Origin of the sequence: Moritella sp. 5 (genome assembly GCF_018219455.1) — a bacterium.
In the GTDB taxonomy this organism is placed as follows: Bacteria; Pseudomonadota; Gammaproteobacteria; order Enterobacterales; family Moritellaceae; genus Moritella.
The window spans coordinates 3,576,880-3,594,735 of record NZ_CP056122.1 but is presented as its reverse complement, the minus strand read 5'-3'; the positions used below and the strand labels follow the sequence as shown (position 1 = coordinate 3,594,735).

The 17,856-nt window shown below is 43.8% G+C and carries 22 protein-coding genes; 21 read left to right on the top strand and 1 reads right to left on the bottom strand.

All coding sequences use genetic code 11. The annotated features are described in order from the left end of the window. The first annotated feature begins 36 nt into the window (after positions 1-36). The 21 genes from HWV01_RS16010 to HWV01_RS15915 are packed head-to-tail and all read left to right on the top strand — an operon-like array spanning position 37 to position 15,267. Entirely contained in the window at positions 37-501 is a 465-nt protein-coding gene (locus HWV01_RS16010; RefSeq protein ID WP_211672486.1) for a head completion/stabilization protein, read from the top strand. Further along, positions 498-1,013, top strand: coding sequence for a phage tail protein (locus tag HWV01_RS16005; protein ID WP_211672485.1), 516 nt, complete (start codon positions 498-500; stop codon positions 1,011-1,013). The genes HWV01_RS16010 and HWV01_RS16005 overlap by 4 nt, the downstream gene beginning before the upstream one ends. Continuing rightward, positions 1,010-1,648, top strand: a complete 639-nt coding sequence (locus HWV01_RS16000) for a phage virion morphogenesis protein (protein WP_211672484.1) — start codon at positions 1,010-1,012, stop codon at positions 1,646-1,648. Before HWV01_RS16005 ends, HWV01_RS16000 begins: the two co-directional genes overlap by 4 nt. Then, entirely contained in the window at positions 1,648-2,763 is a 1,116-nt protein-coding gene (locus HWV01_RS15995) for a DUF2586 domain-containing protein (RefSeq protein WP_211672483.1), read from the top strand. The genes HWV01_RS16000 and HWV01_RS15995 overlap by 1 nt, the downstream gene beginning before the upstream one ends. After that, the gene (locus tag HWV01_RS15990) at positions 2,760-3,215 is read left to right on the top strand and encodes a phage protein (RefSeq protein ID WP_211672482.1); all 456 of its coding nucleotides are present in this window, start codon (positions 2,760-2,762) and stop codon (positions 3,213-3,215) included. Before HWV01_RS15995 ends, HWV01_RS15990 begins: the two co-directional genes overlap by 4 nt. 9 nt (positions 3,216-3,224) lie before the next feature. Then, entirely contained in the window at positions 3,225-3,440 is a 216-nt protein-coding gene (locus HWV01_RS15985; protein ID WP_211672481.1) for a TraR/DksA C4-type zinc finger protein, read from the top strand. Then, complete coding sequence (locus HWV01_RS15980) at positions 3,437-3,859, top strand: DUF5675 family protein (protein ID WP_211672480.1); 423 nt, start codon at positions 3,437-3,439, stop codon at positions 3,857-3,859. Before HWV01_RS15985 ends, HWV01_RS15980 begins: the two co-directional genes overlap by 4 nt. A 2-nt stretch (positions 3,860-3,861) precedes the next feature. Further along, positions 3,862-4,380 (top strand): hypothetical protein, encoded by a 519-nt coding sequence (locus tag HWV01_RS15975; RefSeq protein WP_211672479.1) that lies wholly within the window; start codon positions 3,862-3,864, stop codon positions 4,378-4,380. 12 nt (positions 4,381-4,392) lie between these two features. Further along, positions 4,393-4,629 (top strand): hypothetical protein, encoded by a 237-nt coding sequence (locus HWV01_RS15970; RefSeq protein ID WP_211672478.1) that lies wholly within the window; start codon positions 4,393-4,395, stop codon positions 4,627-4,629. Further along, positions 4,626-4,889, top strand: coding sequence for a putative phage tail assembly chaperone (locus HWV01_RS15965; RefSeq protein ID WP_211672477.1), 264 nt, complete (start codon positions 4,626-4,628; stop codon positions 4,887-4,889). The genes HWV01_RS15970 and HWV01_RS15965 overlap by 4 nt, the downstream gene beginning before the upstream one ends. Before the next feature lie 50 nt (positions 4,890-4,939). Next, positions 4,940-5,077, top strand: coding sequence for a hypothetical protein (locus tag HWV01_RS22515; RefSeq protein WP_371816337.1), 138 nt, complete (start codon positions 4,940-4,942; stop codon positions 5,075-5,077). Between the two features lie 7 nt (positions 5,078-5,084). Beyond that, positions 5,085-7,418 (top strand): phage tail tape measure protein, encoded by a 2,334-nt coding sequence (locus HWV01_RS15960; protein WP_249185345.1) that lies wholly within the window; start codon positions 5,085-5,087, stop codon positions 7,416-7,418. Next, on the top strand, positions 7,418-7,744 hold the full coding sequence (locus HWV01_RS15955; RefSeq protein WP_249185344.1) for a DUF2590 family protein: 327 nt from the start codon (positions 7,418-7,420) through the stop codon (positions 7,742-7,744). Before HWV01_RS15960 ends, HWV01_RS15955 begins: the two co-directional genes overlap by 1 nt. Then, entirely contained in the window at positions 7,741-8,925 is a 1,185-nt protein-coding gene (locus tag HWV01_RS15950) for a baseplate J/gp47 family protein (protein WP_211672475.1), read from the top strand. Before HWV01_RS15955 ends, HWV01_RS15950 begins: the two co-directional genes overlap by 4 nt. Next, complete coding sequence (locus tag HWV01_RS15945) at positions 8,915-9,493, top strand: phage tail protein (RefSeq protein WP_211672474.1); 579 nt, start codon at positions 8,915-8,917, stop codon at positions 9,491-9,493. Before HWV01_RS15950 ends, HWV01_RS15945 begins: the two co-directional genes overlap by 11 nt. A 2-nt stretch (positions 9,494-9,495) precedes the next feature. Further along, the gene (locus tag HWV01_RS15940) at positions 9,496-11,577 is read left to right on the top strand and encodes a phage tail protein (RefSeq protein ID WP_211672473.1); all 2,082 of its coding nucleotides are present in this window, start codon (positions 9,496-9,498) and stop codon (positions 11,575-11,577) included. Next, on the top strand, positions 11,577-11,993 hold the full coding sequence (locus tag HWV01_RS15935; protein WP_211672472.1) for a hypothetical protein: 417 nt from the start codon (positions 11,577-11,579) through the stop codon (positions 11,991-11,993). Before HWV01_RS15940 ends, HWV01_RS15935 begins: the two co-directional genes overlap by 1 nt. Next, a complete protein-coding gene (locus HWV01_RS15930) occupies positions 11,990-12,883 on the top strand; it encodes a hypothetical protein (RefSeq protein WP_211672471.1) in 894 nt (297 codons plus the stop codon). The genes HWV01_RS15935 and HWV01_RS15930 overlap by 4 nt, the downstream gene beginning before the upstream one ends. Next, positions 12,880-13,434 (top strand): hypothetical protein, encoded by a 555-nt coding sequence (locus HWV01_RS15925; protein WP_211672470.1) that lies wholly within the window; start codon positions 12,880-12,882, stop codon positions 13,432-13,434. Before HWV01_RS15930 ends, HWV01_RS15925 begins: the two co-directional genes overlap by 4 nt. Further along, on the top strand, positions 13,431-15,068 hold the full coding sequence (locus HWV01_RS15920) for a hypothetical protein (protein WP_211672469.1): 1,638 nt from the start codon (positions 13,431-13,433) through the stop codon (positions 15,066-15,068). Before HWV01_RS15925 ends, HWV01_RS15920 begins: the two co-directional genes overlap by 4 nt. Position 15,069: 1 nt before the next feature. After that, entirely contained in the window at positions 15,070-15,267 is a 198-nt protein-coding gene (locus tag HWV01_RS15915) for a hypothetical protein (protein ID WP_211672468.1), read from the top strand. A gap of 421 nt (positions 15,268-15,688) precedes the next feature. On the opposite strand, the gene pta is transcribed toward HWV01_RS15915, so the two are convergent. Further along, a complete protein-coding gene (pta, locus tag HWV01_RS15910) occupies positions 15,689-17,818 on the bottom strand; it encodes a phosphate acetyltransferase (protein ID WP_211675884.1) in 2,130 nt (709 codons plus the stop codon). Positions 17,819-17,856 lie beyond the last annotated feature (38 nt).

Here is a 17,856-nt window from a genome sequence, read left to right as displayed (position 1 = left end):
GTGGCCAGAGCCGACCCATTGAAAGTGAGTAGCAATATGTTTAGTGGTAAGACGGATACACAACAGCAAGATACTGAGATTACAAATGATGGTTTTTGGCCGGACATTAACGCCGGTGATTTTGAGAAACGTCGAAGTGTACCGGTTGATATGGATAAAGATGCGATCGCAATGTCCGTTGTATCAGCCATTGCACAAATCAATATTGAGTTAGCCAGTGTTAAATCGGGTTATCAAGATAAGGGGATCACCCGCGCGTCGGATGTAGTTGGTAGCCCGAGTATTGCAGATAAGAACATGCTCGTTATCTTGTATGAAAAATCGGTATATGCCCGTGCTAAAGCTGAATTGTTACCTGAATTCGCCACAACACAAATGCGTGATGCCGGTGAGAACGTTGCTCAAACTGAATCGGAAACCAGAGACAGTTTATTTGCTGAAAGTTTACAGCACATTCGCACGATTAGAGGCAAACGCAGTACTGGAGTTGAATTGCTATGAGCGAAGAAAGCCAATATTCAGCAGGCTATTACCTGAAAGGTTTAACAAGCCGTGTTAATGGCGTTGTACCAAAGACACTGCATAAGCACTTTGATTCTTGGATGGAAGATGTAGAGCTGATTTTAGCGCCTAAAGACTATGGTACTGGCCGTGATATTGGTCATTTGTCTTACAAAGCAGTGTTGAGTTTTGAACGTTTTCCCTTTAAGAAGTGTGCACCTGAAATTGTGCTTGCTTCAGTGATGGCCTGGTTGATGGATTTTGATGAACACAGGGATCCATTCAAATTACCTGATCCCACTGCAGACATTGAACCGGAAAGTGAAGACTGCGTTGAAATGGTTATTGAAGTGGAATTTCGAGAACCGTTCATGGTGGTAGAAGATCCAAACGGGCCCATTGAGTGGGATGGTAAAAAGTGGAAAGTGGCCCCTTATGAAATATGGATTGCTGAACATGGCGATATTCTTTCAGGGGATAACCCGCCGTCACCTATTGGAAGCGATAAGTGATCCGGGTATCGATGTTAGAGCGCGAAATGTTAAGCGTTCAGCAGCAATTAAAACTAATGACGTTACACCCGAAAAAACGCACTCGAATACTGGGCAAGTTAAGCCGGCACTTAGCCAAACAAAATAAAAAGAACATTCGGGAAAACAAAGATCCCAATGGTCGCAGTTGGCAAGGCAGAGCGTCAGGCAGTAAAAAGATGATGCGCAAAATGAGTAAGCAATTAAAGACCAAAGCTAACTCAAAGGAAGCAACCTTATATTTCCCTGGTCTAGCGGGAACCATTGCCAGTAAGCATCAACATGGTGCAACTGAAAAGTGGAATGCAGCCAAAGCAAGAAAGGTATACGGCAAACCTAACTATGATGATAAGCCAACGCGATTGCAGGCTAAACGCCTAAGAGAGTTTGGTTATACCATCGCCGCAAAACGTAAAGGCAAACGTAAAAAGCCAAGTATTAAATGGATCCTTGAAAATTTAACGACAGGTCAAGCTGGACTAATTATCAGGGAACTTAAGAACAAAGACGCGCAATCGAGTTGGGAAGTTAAGTTACCAGAACGCCAGCTCTTAGGTGCAAAGTCAAAAGACATTACCAATTTCGTAGCAGCAGAACTAGAAAAGGAACAACGCTAATGTGGCCGACAGTTCAAGTAAATACACTTAACCAAATGCAGGGCCCAGTAACAGAAGTGGAACGCCATTTCTTGTTTATCGGTCTGGGCAGTACTAATACCGGCAAATTATTGTCAGTAAATACCGATACCGATTTTGACGAGCAGCTTGGCGCGGATGATTCTGCACTGAAACGTAATGTTAAAGCCGCAATGCTTAATGCTGGTCAGAATTGGAGTGCAGCCGTTTATGTCATGGCTGGCGGTGAGCAATGGGATGAAGCAGCACTAAAAGCCCAAGAAACCCAAAGCTTTGAAGCCGTGATCTTGTGTGACCCTACATCAGACCAAGCAACGGTGACGGAAGCGCAAGCGCTTTATCATACCTTGATTGCCAAGTATGGCCGCTGGCAGTTTATGGCGTTATGTACGCCTGAAATTGCAGTTGATACGCAGTCGTGGTCTGACTATGAAGCAGCAACCGTAGCTATCCAAGACACGATTGCCGCTGATGGTGTGATGCTTATCCCGCAAGTATTCCCTGATGCTTTGGGTAAATTAATGGGCCGTTTATGTAATCGCAGCGTGTCGATTGCAGACTCACCGTGCCGCGTTAAAACAGGTGCCTTAATTGGTGACGTGACACTGCCGGTTGATAAAGACGGGGTGATGCTTGGCACTGCAACATTGAAAACGCTAGAGCAGAACCGCTTCTCTGTGCCTTGTTGGTACCCTGATTATGAAGGTATCTACTGGGCTGATGGTCGCATGTTAGATGCTGAAGGTGGTGATTATCAGGTGGTTGAAAATCGCCGTGTCATCGACAAAGTTGCTCGCCGTGTACGTTTGTTATGCATTGCTGATTTGGGTGACCGTTCATTTAATAGCACGCCATTTAGCACTAAATCAGCGCAAAGTCGCTACGCTCGACCACTGCGTGAAATGTCAAAGAGCATCACCATTGGTAAACAAATGTTCCCTGGTGATATTCAACCACCATCAGCGGATGCCATCACAATCAATTGGGTTAATCGTAACAAGGTCGAAATTTACATTAAAGCCAAACCTTACGATTGCCCGAAAGAGATTGTTGCCAATCTGATGTTAGACCTTAGTAACCCAGGAGACGCAGCATGAGCAAACGTTTAAGTGGCATGAATTTCGATGTTGATATTTTCGGTACCGTTATTCATGTAGAAAAAGCCTCGGTATCAATCTCTGATGATTCCGCAGTATCAACAACCCGCGGTGTACCAGATGGCCATACCGACGGTGCAGTAAGTGCTGATGTTGAATATGAACTTGATACTAAAAATTTCAAGTTACTCGGTGAAGCAGCAAGAAGTGCAGGCAGTTGGCGTGGTATTGAACCACACGATTGCATGTTTTACGGCAATGCCGGTGGTGAAGAACTTACTATTGAAGTGTTTGGCGTAAAACTATTACTGGAAAGTATCTTAGATGTTGACCCGTCTTCATCAGATAAAACCAAGCACAAAGTTAAAGGGTTAGTGACTAGCCCTGATTTCATCCACATCGATGGTGTTCCTTACTTAAGTAAAGAAGATACCCGCGATTTAGTTGGGTAAGGGGTTGCGGTGGATGTATTAGATAGTGCCTGCGCACTTGAAGAAAAACAAACGGCAATGGCATTGAAGAACCACTTTGCAACACGGCCTAAACAGACTCAATTAAAGAGCGCTGAAGAATGTAATGAGTGTGGTGCTGATATTCCAAAAGCACGACAAGAAGCCGTTAAAGGCTGTCAATTTTGTACTGACTGCCAAGAATTAGCTGATAAAGGAAAATTATGAAACATTTTTCATTAAGACGTCGTTATTTTGAACATGGCACTTATTCAACATTGCATCGTGAAGACGGCAGTAAAATATGTTGTTTCGTTGAACGACCAATGTTGAATAACAAGCCGTCTGAATCTTGCATTGTTGAAGGTACTTACGTTGCCCTGCCACATCAATCACCGAAGTTTGGTGCTTGTTATGCACTTGAAGCGCCTGAACTGGGTGTTACACGCAGTGGCCCGAGCTTGCGTACTCATATTTTGATGCACAAAGCTAACTCACCACAAGATTTACAAGGTTGCTTGGCTCCTGGTGTAGATTTTGGTTTTGTTAATGGTGAGTGGGCAGTATTGAATTCAACGGCTGCGTTCTCAGTTCTGATGAATGAATTTGCCGGCGAAATTGTCAGCCTCTCAATAAGTAAGGATTAGCTATGTGGGACAAGGTTAAATCATTAATTGGCAGTGCTGCGCCATTGATAGGTACTTTAATTGCGGGGCCTGCGGGTGCCACTGTTGGTGGATTACTTGCCAATGCACTGGGTGTGGAAAATACACCGACTGCCATTGAGCAAGCCATTATACAAAACCCTGAAGCGTTAATTGCTATTCGCAAGTTAGAAAGTGAAGAGCGGGTATCACTGAAAAAATTAGCATTGCAAGCATCAGCTATTGCACTGGATGAACGCAAAGCTGAATTGGCGGACACACAGAACGCGCGTACACAGCATAAAGACCATTGGATGCCGAGTGCCATGACAATCATCCTTGCCGTTATGGTTTCCGGCATGTTTAGCGCCTTATTTGCCTTTGAACCACCGAAAGCTTATGACCAAGTGATCATCATGACTGCTGGTTCAGTATTAGGTGCGTTCGGTACTGCCGTCGCGTTTTGGCTCGGTAGCAGTCGCAGCAGTGCAGATAAATCCAAGCAGTTAGGGTTGAAGACATAAAGAGAGGTTTGAATGGCTAGTTGGGTAGCTGCGATTGCCGCAGTAATAATGCTCGTTGTGGTTGTTGGTGGCGCAGTTATCACTTGGCTATCAAAGGTTTCAGCTGATTTAGCAGAACATAAAACACACGTTGCAGAAACCTATGCAACAAAAGATGACGTAAAAGAACTAGGCGACCGAGTAGAACGCAATATGGATTCTGGGTTTGACCGAATTTATAACTTACTTAAAGGAAATAATGCAGCATGACAAAGAAAGCAATCGTAATAACAGCAGCAGGTAAAGAACTACGTTTTGAACCATCACTAGCAGCGTACAACAAATACATTAATGAAATGATGCCGCACGACAAAGTGGCACCAGCAACCAATTACCTTCGTCGTGTCGTTAACAAAGACGATAAAGCCGCGTTGGATGAAGTGTTGCAATTACCAGGTGCGGTGATGCGTTTACTGCACAAAGTGAATGAACATTTTGAAGACGGATTGGAAATTGAAGTAAAAAACTAATACGCCATGCCCAGGCTATCGAGCGTAATGAGTTAGAGCAGATATTTACCTTGAAGGCCTTTTATTTACCGCATGCGCCCGATAATACCGAAAGTTATGCCAGGGCGCTGTGGCTGGATAAATCCCAAACTGGAAAACACGCCATAGCCGTTGCCAATGGTATCGCAAAAGCATTTAACGGGGAGTAATGATTAGATGAGTTCTCATATGGATAGTTTAATGATGACGATTGGCTTGATTGATCAAGCCTCTGCACCATTACAAGGTATTCAGAGCTCCATTACTCAAACGGCAGATGCGGGGCGTATTGGTTGGGACAAAATGGCGGGTGGCACGGCGGGATTAGTCGCGGCTGGTTTTGCGGTGCAAAGTGCGTTAATGCCGGCGATTGAAATGGACCGTGTACTGGGTGAAGTTAAATCACTGGGCGTTGTTGATGCAGACTTGCAAAAGCTGCAGCAAACTGCGTTGAGCTTTTCAACGGAATACGGCAAGTCGGCCACTGAAGTGGTTGAAGCGGCTTATGATATCAAGTCAGCCTTTGGCAATATTAACGGTGATGAACTCGCTGATATTACCAAAAGTTCGGCGGTTCTCGCTGCTGCAACCAAAGCGGACACGGCCACTATCACGGATTATATGGGCACCATGTACGGTGTATTCAAAAATCAGGCCGATAATATGGGTACCGGCATTTGGTCTAAGCAAGTGGCAGGCATGACTGCCCAATCGGTGGAAATGTTTAAAACTACGGGTAAGGGCATGAGTGATGCGTTTACCAGAGTTGGCGCGAATGCAACGTCAGCAGGTATCAGCATGAATGAGCAGATGGCGATCCTCGGTACGTTGCAATCCACCATGTCGGGCAGTGAAGCCGGCACTAAATATAAATCATTCTTAGACGGTGTGGGCAAAGCGCAAGATAAGTTGAACATGAAGTTCACCGATAGCCAGGGCGCTATGTTGCCTATGCATCACATTTTAGGAAAACTGAAGAATGAGTTTGGCGATACCTTGGATGTGGCAGAAAGCGATGCATTAAAGAATGCGTTCGGCAGTGCTGAAGCCGTGAGTATGATTAAATTACTCATGGCTGATACCGATGGCCTTGCGAGCAGTATTGAAACCCTTGGTGATGTAAAAGGCATGGGTAAAGCTGAAAGCATGGCGGGTGCAATGACAGATCAATGGGAGCGATTAGACGCCAGTTGGTATGCCATTCGCGCTGGTGTATTTGGTTTAGTGCTACCGGCGATAAATGGTCTTGTTGGTGGCATGGCTGACGGCATCGGTTCAATACTGGAGTGGACACAATTATTCCCCAATATTACTGAATTTCTTGGCTATGCAGCATTAGCCATTATTGGTGGCGCCGGTGCCATATCAGCGTGGAACTTAATCGTCGGTTTATCAACATTGGTGACTGCAGGTTGGGGCTCTGCCGTTGTGATAATGAGTAGTGTCATGGCAGTAGCAAGCACGGCTTTAACGTGGATGAAAGGCGCATTTATAGGCTTAAACCTGATCATGGCAGCCAATCCTATTTTGTTGATTGTGGCTGGTATTGTTGCCCTTGGTATCGCTGTTATCGGCATCATTGTTTATTGGGATGAGTTAACCGCCGCATTAAACAAAATTTGGATATTTAACCAAATTGGTCAGATGTTCAAAGCCGTTGGCAGCAGTATTATGTCAGTGATTAATGATCTGGTATTAGCCTGGGACATGTTTACGTTAGCTTTGTTAAGCACGGAATTCATGCAAAGCATCATGTCTGGTTTTAATGCGCTATCTAATTTCTTTTCAGGCTTGTTCGATGGTTATGTGTCTATTGCATCCGGTGCATGGGCACTCATCGGGGCTGGTGTGGAAGCGTTGTTGCTCCCGTTTCAAGTGGTATTCACCAGTATCAAAGCATTTTTCAGCTTACTGATTGATGGGCCAGCTGCAGCGCTTAGCGTTTTGGGCACTATTCCTGCGTTATTTACAGGTATTGCTGATTCCGTAATGAGTGGCTGGCAGCTCATTGCCACCGGTGTGTCGACGGTAGTATCGCATTTATTCACCGCAATCCTATTTTTAGCACAGCCATTTATCCTCGTTGGCCAACAAGCCATGATGGTGTTTGGTTTGATGGGGCAAGGTTGGGCTGGCTTCACCAGTTTCCTCGGTGATTTATCCGTCTTTGAATTACTGGGTGAGGGCATTAATTGGTTGATAGAAAAAATCAATATGATCCCGGGCATTGAAATTGAGCCTTTAGTGAAAGAGCCATTAATGCCGGCTGCTGAGTCTTTGAGTCTGGCTAACCAAGCGGTGAGTTATGAAAAGATAAACCGACCGATTAGCAGCTATTTACAAGGTACTCAGACCGCGCAAGTACCAACCTATGGCTACATGCCTCAGATGGCAAAAGCGATGCAGGGCAATGGCGGTAAATCGACCCATACCGGTGATATTCACATTAAACAAGAACAACCATTTACCCGTGCGCAGTTGCACGAATGGAACGAGATGGATACACCCTAATGGAACAAAATTATATTGATTTACTCGTCAGTGATGGTGGTATTGATTTCGATGCTGGTCAGCAACCGCAATATACCAGTGACAGGAACAGCATTGCCCAAGACGTCAAGCACGCCATTTTAGAAAGTGGCCTAGTACGTAAACTGCAGGCTGAGCGCAGCCGACCATTAAGAGCGGATATTTTAACGCAAATTGAAATGCTGATTGAACAAGACAAACGTATAGAACCAGGAACAGCAACAACACAAGAGCGTAGTGCCGGTGAAATTTGGTTGTTCGCCGAAACCACAGAATATGGCGACGTTAATATGGGGATCTCAGTATGAGTAAAAGACCAGACATTGATTTTGAAGCGCTGATTGCTGCCGAAGGGATCCCAACAACTGAAGAAGCGTTAGCGATTGAACTGCAAAAAGAAGTGGAAGCTGCAGGTAGTAAAGTCAGTAATGATAGTCGCATGTCTCCATTTTGGCGATTAGTGCAGGCGGTCGTAATTAAGCCGGCAATGTGGATCATCAATAACCTGTTAGCTAATCATGTATTACCGAATGCATTTGCAGCGACGGCAACTGGTATTTATTTAGAGCTTAAAGCGTGGGATGTGGATTTAGAGCGAAAACAAGCAACACATACCCGTGGCCTTGTTGAGTTCTTCAAGGAAAAACCAGAAAACCCAGTTGTTGTTAATAAAGGCGCAATCATTGAAACCGACAGTATTGACGGTATTCGGTATCGCTTAGCAGTGGTTGATGATGTCGTGATAGCCCAGGGTAAAGAAAGTGGCTTAGTGCTGTGTGAAGCGTTTGGTTCGGGCGCCGCCTTTAATTTACCTGCGGGTTATTACTCAATTTTACCCGAAGGGGTGAGTGGTATAACGCATGCAAGTAACCCGATAGATTGGATTGTATCACCAGGCAGTAATACCGAAGGTGATGATGAATTAGCCTTGCGTATTCGTAACCAGTTTAGTGCTGCAGGTCGATACCATATTGATTCAATTTACCGCTCTATGATTGCCAGTGTTGCGAGTATACGCAGTGACTTAATTTACTTTGAGCATGAAGCGCCAAGAGGACCAGGCACGGCTAATGCGTATATTCTAATGGAAGTGGGTAGTACGCCCTCGCTGTTACTTGAACAATTAAATCATTATGTGATGGATGAAGGTAACCACGGGCACGGTGATAACGTGCTTTGTCTTGCGATGCCAGAAACACAGCATCAAGTGAGTGTTGTTATTTATCCTGTTGCCAATTTGAATGATGAACAGAAAAGCGCACTGAAAACAGAAGTTGAAAACCATATTAACGCAGCATTCAGAAACATTGGCGATTATGCCCATGTCACTCGCGTCGACCCTAAATCCACGTTCTCATTCAGTGTATTGACCAAAGAAATGCACATTAAATTAGCTGACTTAGCACGATTGAGTTTTGCTAACCAAGACATTACCAGTGCACTAGCTATTCCTCGTTTGAGCAGTGTCCAGGTGACTTATGGAGCATAAGCAGCAAGCACCGGCATTACCGGAAAAAACATTACCTTGGTGGATGGACGGCAAGAGCTTAGCTGCAAACTTAAAAGAACCTCACTTCCTGGCTAATGGTGTGATGAACTTCTGGCAGCGCATTCGAGGTTGGACTGTTTGGCCGTTAGAGCAATTAGACCCAATGACTTGTTCGGCGCGTTTATTAATAGTATTAGCCTGGGACAGAGACATCACGCAATTTGAGGGTGAACCGTCATCACTGTTTAGAAAACGGGTTAAGTTCGCCTTCATTAATGCCAAAGACTCCGGTGAAACCGCGGGCTTTATCCGTATTTTTCAGCGATTAGGGGTGGGCGTTGTTGAAATCGATGAACGTGTGCCAGCGCGTGATTGGGACATCATCACTATTCGATTAAGTGATTCGCAGTTATCAGAAAACCATGAACTGTTAGCTACATTAATACAACATTATGGCAGAACCTGCCGCCGTTATGAGTTTCAAGTTATTAACCCCGTTTATTTGCACATGACCGCAAGCCCTATTGATTGGGATCATCAGTGCCAAGTGGCAGTATTAGAGGAGTAACCATGTCACAAACCATTATTACATTAGCGTTTGAACAATATAAAGCACAACAAGAAGCGATTGCCGCGCCGGTTGAACTGGATGAATTTGTGTTAGCTAATGTACCAAACCAAGATGCATCCCTGCCTATTGACCGTAATGAGGGATTACCACCACAAGCGCAGATCGTACTTGTGGCTGATGTGAGTCAAGCCGGTTATGTTAATCCGAATGCGGTAGTGTACTCATTGCTTATGGATACGCGAATTGGTGACTTTGATTTTAACTGGATTGGTTTACGCAATAAAGTATCGGGTGTTATCGCCGCCATTAGTCATATACCAACAGTGCATAAATTGAAAACCGTGCTGGGTGTACAAAATGGTAATTCAGTAACGCGCTCTATCATGATGAGCTATAGCGATGCCAAAGGTTTAACTAACATCGATGTTGATGCGTCAACATGGCAGATTGATTTCACTGCACGTTTGTTTGGAATGGATGAAGCAGAGCGTTTAGCCAATATTGACCTTTATGGTCATGCAGCATTTTTGGCGAATGGTTACCAGGTGATCAAATCTGGCAGTAGTTATAAAACCAAACAAGGCACGGGTTATGTCGGTGGACTACGTTGTCATACATCAGCTGAAATAATTATCAGTGGCGTAGCCAATTCCATGGGTATTTATCTTGATGCTAGTTGGCAAGGTGGGTTAACCAGTCAGTGGCAAACGGTGGTCAGCATTAAAGCATCTACGCAAGCATTAATAGACTATGTGGATAGCACAGGGTTGCAGCACTACGTTACAAAATTGGCAGATATAAACAGCGCTGGCGATGTATTTGACTGCCGTTTTATCGGTGGCACACCTGCGTTAGAGCGTAAAGATAATGCTGCGACTAACAGTGATATTGATAACAACAGTTCTGCAGATAAACATGTAAATTTGCCGCAGTTCTGGCGCGGTATTAAAGCATTCTTTTCAAATAAATATGATGGTGATAGTGACACGCTCGTTGTAACGGAAAAAGCGCTTTCAACAGGGCTTGCAACTAAATTGAATAAGTCAGATGCATCAGCAGATACGAAACTGTTTGATGCGAAAAGTGCAACATGGTGGAAACGTGGCATTTTACCGTGTGCTAAGTCGTTTATGGTGCACGGGGATGCAGACAAGTATTACCCTGTGCTGATTGTAGCGGGTAGCAATTACCAGTGGGCAGATTTTCATATTAGTCGACTATATTCAGCTCAGGCACCTAACACTTGGTATAACTCTACTCACAAGGGCGGGTTAACATTTAACTGGCAAGCCACTGGTGATACAGGGTGGGGAGGAAATGATAAGCAGTTTCGAGTGATCGAATTTAGTGAAACTTATAGCGAAATGGTTGGTGGGATGGAGCTTTCCGCTAGCGGTATGGTTGTATGGTTACGAGGTGGTACTGCTGAATATTATTTTACGTCATCTTATGGTACATCAAGTAGTTTGATAGTGAACCTAACTGATTACAAATCAATAGATAATAAAATATATCCTGTATTAACGTATGCCGATGCAATAGTTAAATGTAATCAAACGATATACCCACGTTTTACAAATAGAGACAGTGGGCATCTTTATGACAACGGGCAACGCGTTTACTCACCAGAAAACAAACCAGGGAAAGAAGATGTTGATTTAGACCAAGTAAACAACTTCCCTGCAACAAGTGATGTCAATAATACAAGCCCTGAGTACTATGCGACTGCTGCAATGGCTAATGCGGCATTTAAGAAAGCACAGGAAGCAATGAACGAAAAACAAGTGCTGTTTTTCGATAGTTCTATTCAAGGTTCTACAGGGTATTATTCACAGACATTAGAGGTCACGCTTCCGGCGAACTTTACCGGACTCGTTAGAGTATACGGAACGTCGGCAGGTTATGTAGAGATTTACTTGGAGAATAAAGATTATTCCACCAACCATTTTGCTTATGACAATAATAATGATTTTGACAACCTCGCATATTTCAATCGAATCGGAACAAAACTTACTTTGCTTATAACAGCTTCAGCAGGGACTTTCTCTCAATCTTTGCGTATTTATAGGGTGGCAATTTGATGGAAAAGAAAGCATACATTGAAGATGGATATATTGTCGGTCTTGAAACCACTTGTAAAGCGGCAACAAGTTTAGAGGGTAAAAAGACAAATTATCATTTACCAGTTCCTAATCATCTAGTTTTAGAACGACTGTTACTGGTAAACGGCGAAGTTATTGAGGGGGACAATCCTCTCGTAGCGAAAGATAAAGCACAGTTTACAGAAATTAACTGGCGTGACAGTGAGCTCATTAAAGTCCTTAACCGTATCGACCAATACGAGAAAGACCAAAACTACCCTGCAGAGCTAAGAACTTCACCGTTTACGGCAGAGCAATACAACCAGTTGTTACAAGATAGAAAGCTACTCAGCGATTACCCAAGTGTGGAAATTTTCCCATTTGTTGAACGCCCAGTATTATCGGGGCTTATATGACTTGGCAACTAGCTTCACACCAATGGCCAGGCTCAGCACAGGCCATTCAAACCAGTAGTGAATCGGTATTAAATCAAGTTAATGGCGTAATGGATAGCGCCATTAATAACGTTAAGGCGATTGAAAATAAGGTGGCGTTCGCGCGTCACCCACTTAGTAATGATGCCGAATCACTATTAGCGAATCGGCTACAACTTGAAGCGCTATTAGTCCAGGGACAAATATTGTGTGTGCATCCATACCAGCATCAGGTCGGCAGCAAAAATGATAATGGTGATCACCTTTCCGCGCCGGTGGCTGTGCAGACGTTGGCGAATAAACTTATCGATGTTCAAGATGATTATTTACCTGCTGGTGACTTGTTTGTGCAAGGAATTATGATTGCTGAAAAGAATATGAATGACTTTGCGCTGCATTGCCAACAGCTCTGTAATGTATTGCCTATTCCCGAACTGGGCCTAGTTGCAAGACGCTGTAATCAAGCTCTAGGCCAAGCACAATCTAAATTAATTAAACCGTTACCTATTGTGCAACCGAGGTTTAAACCTCTGGCGCCGATAAATGTTGATCCTCTACGCCAAGTGTTGCAGTACCAGGGCGGGCAAGTTGCTCAACTAGAAAGCATTGCCGGCGATAAGCAAACACCGGTGCAAAAGCTGCAGGCGGTAGCGGGTAAACGTAATGCGCAATTAACTACCTGGCATGATGCCCTGAATCAATTAAAAAACAGCAATGTGTCGATTTATCAGTTTTCGGCTACAGGTAATGCCAGTGTGATAAGCACTCGCTTAGCGCAATCATCCATGCCTGGTCATGATCATACTTACACCTTTGCAGCCTTGTTTATTAGTACGTCGCCATTAACCTTTTTATTGGAGTTATTCGCATGACCCAAATTGCCTTAGATGCTGAAATCATCCCGCTAAAATCACCGCGTATTAACTTAAGCATGGAATTAAAAGAATCCGATATGAGTGGTCAAAGCGCGACAACGGATACTGCAGAGCAGGGTACAAAAGGCAAAGTGATGGCGGTCACTGGCTTAATAGCATTTAAAAGCGTAGCGGACTTAAACCGTTTAACTACGTTGGCACAACAGACCGAGGACGGTAAGCGTAAAATTTACCGTATTGGTAATGAGCTGGCCAAAGCAATGAAAATTCGTCAGGTACGCTTCACTGGTCGGGTGCAAGCGGACGAACAAGAAAACTTAATGGCTTGGAAAGTGAGTTTTACACTGCGAGAGTATTTATCGGTACCGGAAGTGAAAGCAGCGAGAGAGGCAGAGAAACAACCGCAAGGTGCAACGACTGCGACTGATAATACTAATGTAGTGACAGCAAAGCCGCACCCTGCAACGATTAACCAGCCTGCAGAGCAAGAGCCAGAACTAACAGGGTTTGCCCAGATATTAAGTCAAGTTGATGAGTGGTTAGCATGAAATTAGATAAACGCATATTGATTGATGGCATCGCATACCCATTGAGTTATGAACATATAATTTTTGAATTGTCTGCAGGTGGTCGAGCGACATTTATTGTTAAAGGTGAAGTGACCGCGAAACAATTGGTGCAATTTGATATTGGTTATCAAGGTGATATGAAGCATTACTTTGATGGTTTCATTACCAAAGCTCAGCCAGCAGAAAATGGCTATACCCGAATTATTGCCAGGGAACGCGCGGGTATATTGGCCGCGCGTTGGCCTGTTAGTATTCAGCATCCGACATTAAGTGAGATTGTTGAGCAATTGAGTTTTGATACCGGCTTACAATTCGTATTACCTAATGATGCTGATTACATCACTAAACGTATTGCTAATTTCACCTCGCAAGGCACCGGCTATCAGTTAATGAATAACCTAGGTCGTGCATTTTCAGTTGATGATTTTTGCTGGTACCAACAAACCGATGGCACCATCTTTATTGGCAGTTATGCTGATAGCCGTTGGTCAACTAAGCTGGTTACTATTCCCAATGAATTAAGCGAAGAGCAAAAGGGCGGTAACAGCATGACATTAGCGGTCATGCCATCGGTTCGCCCTGGTGTGATCATTAATGGTAAGCGCTTAAACCGTGTTGAATTTCAAGCAAACCAAATGACGCTGTACTGGCAAACCGGAGAAAAAGAACCCGCAGAAAAAAGAAAGCTGCAGTTTCTATTTCCTGAACTTGCTGCAGGTCACCACTTACCACGTTTTGCCCGGGTTATTAATGTAACGGATAAAGCACAAGCCGGTGATGAGCATAATCCGTTTAGACCACGCTTTGCTGTTGATATTCAGTTATTAGATGAAGATGGCCGCGATGATGTGAAAGTACCATTGTATAAAGCTGTATCACTGCCGGTGATGTTTGGCGGTAATGAGCAAGGTTTATTGGCGATGCCAACTGAAGGTACGCTTGTCGAAGTTGCTTTTGCTTATGGCCGTAGTGATAAACCGTTTATCCGCACTGTATTGGGTGATGCTTGGTCATTGCCAAATATAGAACCAGGCGAACAACTGCAGCAGCAACGTGATGAAGTATTTGATCGCATCGATGCCGCCGGCAATAAAACTGATGCCACAGACCAAAAGAAAGAGAGTCGCGCATTTGGAGAGCTGCAGCAAGCCGATCGTTATTTAGCACAGTTCGGTAGTCATGAAATAAATGTTGAGCAGCACAGTAAAGAGAATATCGCAGGTCAAAAACTCATTGAAACATTAGGCGGCTTTGAAGTGATGGCGGGTGATGATATTACCCTGGGCTCATTAGCCAATCTGCATTTGGTGAATAGTGGCGATCAGGTGCAAATCATCGGGCAGTTACGCGATATTGTGGTCGGCTTAAATGACCAGTTAACCGTATTAAAAGACCGTATTCATACAATCGAACAGAACGACACATTAACAATTAACGGCCAGCAAACTATCACGATAAAAAAAGACCAGGTAATTAAAGCAAAAAATATCACGCAAGATGCAGACACGATTAAATTAAATGGTGGTTCAGGCGTGATCACTTGCGCAAGTATTTGTCCATTCACTGGTAAACCACACGTTGATGGCTCCACTACCGTTTTTGCAGGGAAATAATATGGCATTAAGTAAATCAGCACTAAAAAGTAAGATTGAAGCGGAGATGGTTAAAGGAGGTATTGTTATCAGTGGTGAACATGCCCAAGCATCAGTATTAGCACAGGCCATTGCCAATGCGGTTGTTGATGAGGTCACTGCTAATGCATTGGTTGTGGTGCCGGGTGGTAGTTCGGCTGGGCAGTATAAAGTGGTGTAAATACGAAGGTTGTTTGATACTGCAGCGGGGGGAGGGGGGAGTTGAAACTCGATTTAATTCACTCATATCGGCATGTTTAAAATACAATATATACCTTTTTTATCCAAGTACTTGTTACTCGAACTTAAGTGTTGTCGCCATTATATAACAAGGGTAATTGATATGTATATTATTGTTAGATCTATCCATAATCATTTTGAAAGTGAACATCCCCTTTTAAATCAATTGAAATTACAATAAAATCAATTACATGATTTATTTTAAATAGGCTTGAAAATAAATCCTACGAAGTAGGTGATGATTAGTTGATGCGTGGTCAGTTTATGGACGTTAAATTGTTTAAGTTTTTGTTTTTCAGTTGCTTAAGGTAATAAAAAAGGCTCCCGAGGGAGCCTTAATACACGTTTATCAGGTTTTCAGACTAAGACGTTAATTGCTTAGATTGAATCGCTGTAAGTGCGATTGTGTAAACGATATCGTCTACTAATGCGCCACGTGATAAATCATTTACTGGTTTACGCATGCCTTGCAGCATTGGACCAATAGAGATTAGGTTTGCAGAACGCTGTACCGCTTTGTAAGTTGTGTTACCAGTATTAAGATCTGGGAATACAAATACAGTCGCTTTACCAGCAACAGGGCTGTTTGGCGCTTTGCTTTTCGCAACATTTTCCATGATAGCAGCATCGTACTGTAATGGACCGTCGATGATTAGATCAGGACGACGTTCTTGTGCGATTTTAGTTGCTTCACGTACTTTCTCTACATCACTACCTTGGCCAGATGAACCAGTTGAGTAAGAGATCATAGCAACGCGAGGATCAATACCGAATGCTTTAGCAGAATCAGCAGATTGAATCGCGATGTCAGCCAGTTGAGAAGCATTTGGATCTGGGTTAATTGCACAATCACCGTACACTAACACTTGATCAGGTAGCAACATGAAGAAGATCGAAGACACTAGGTTTGAACCCGGTGCAGTTTTGATCAACTGTAGTGCTGGACGGATTGTGTTTGCTGTCGTATGAACGGCACCAGATACAAGACCATCAACTTCGTTTTGTTCTAGCATCATAGTTGCTAGTACAACGTTGTCTTGTAACTGTTCACGTGCAACTACTTCTGTAAGGCCTTTCGCTTTACGTAGTTCAACCATAGGAGCAACAAATTTTTCAACACATGTTACTGGATCTACGATTTCAACGCCGTCAGAAAGTACGATACCTTGGCTTTCTGCAACACGTTTAATTTCAGCTGGGTTACCAACAAGTACTGGAATCGCGATACCGCGTTCAGCACAGATGTTAGCTGCTTCAATTGTACGTGGCTCTTCACCTTCAGGTAGTACAACACGTTTCTTCGCTTGACGCGCTAATTCAGTTAACTGGTAACGGAATGCAGGCGGTGATAAACGACGAGTACGTTTAGTACCAACTGTTAACGTTTCAATCCATTGCTTGTCGATGTGACTTGCGATGTATTCTTGAACTGCTTCGATGCGTTGTTTGTCATCTGCAGGGATATCAAGATTGAAGTTTTGAAGCGTTAATGCAGTCTGCCAAGTATTCGTTGTAGTCAACATGATCGGTAGACCAGTTGCCATCGCTTGTTGACAAAGTTTTAATACGCTTTCGTCTGGACGAGCATCACCAGTTAATAGTAATGCGCCAATTTTAACGCCGTTCATTGCAGCAAGACATGCAGCAACGATAACGTCTGCACGATCGCCAGAAGTAACTAATAAGCCACCTGGACGGAAGTGCTCAAGCATGTTTGGAATCGAACGTGCACAGAAAGTGATACCTAGTAGACGACGTTCTTCTAGTTCGCCTTCGTTTAAGATTTCAGCTTTTAAGTGGTTAGCAAGATCTTTTGCACGTGGTGCAATTAGCTCTGCGCTCCAAGGGATACAACCAAGGATTGGCATTGGGCTTTTGCCAAATACTTGTAGCACTTCTAGGTTATGGCTAGCATTACCTGAGTTTGCTTCAAACATTTCTGCAAGATCTGGACGGCTACGACCAGCTTCATCAAGTGGTGCGCCAACTTTGTTGATCACACAACCAATGATACGTTTGTTTTTGCTGCCACCGAAGTTCGAGCAAGCGATTTCTAAACGATCTTTAAGCTGTTCTGAAGAATCTGTGCCTGGGTTAGCCACAAATACCATTTCAGCATCAAGTGCTTTCGCGATGTTGTAGTTTACGCTGTTAGCAAATGGTTGTTTTGATGTTGGTACTAGACCTTCAACAACAACGATTTCAGCATCAACCATGTGTGATTCGAAACGCTCAACGATATCTTCAAGAAGTACGTCAGTTTTACCAGCACCGATTAATTTTTCAGCGTGTGATAAAGTGAACGGCGTTGCAGGTGATGCATTCGTTCCTTGACGGATAATTTCAGTTGATAACTCTGGACCTTTTTCGCCTTGGCGAGGTTGAGCTACAGGTTTGAAAAAGTTAACGTTTAGGCCGTTGCGTTCAAACGCACGAACCATACCTAGACTAACAGAAGTTACGCCTACGCCTACGCCAACTGGGATAAGCATTATAGTGCGAGCCACTAGCGTCCCCTTATATTGGGATT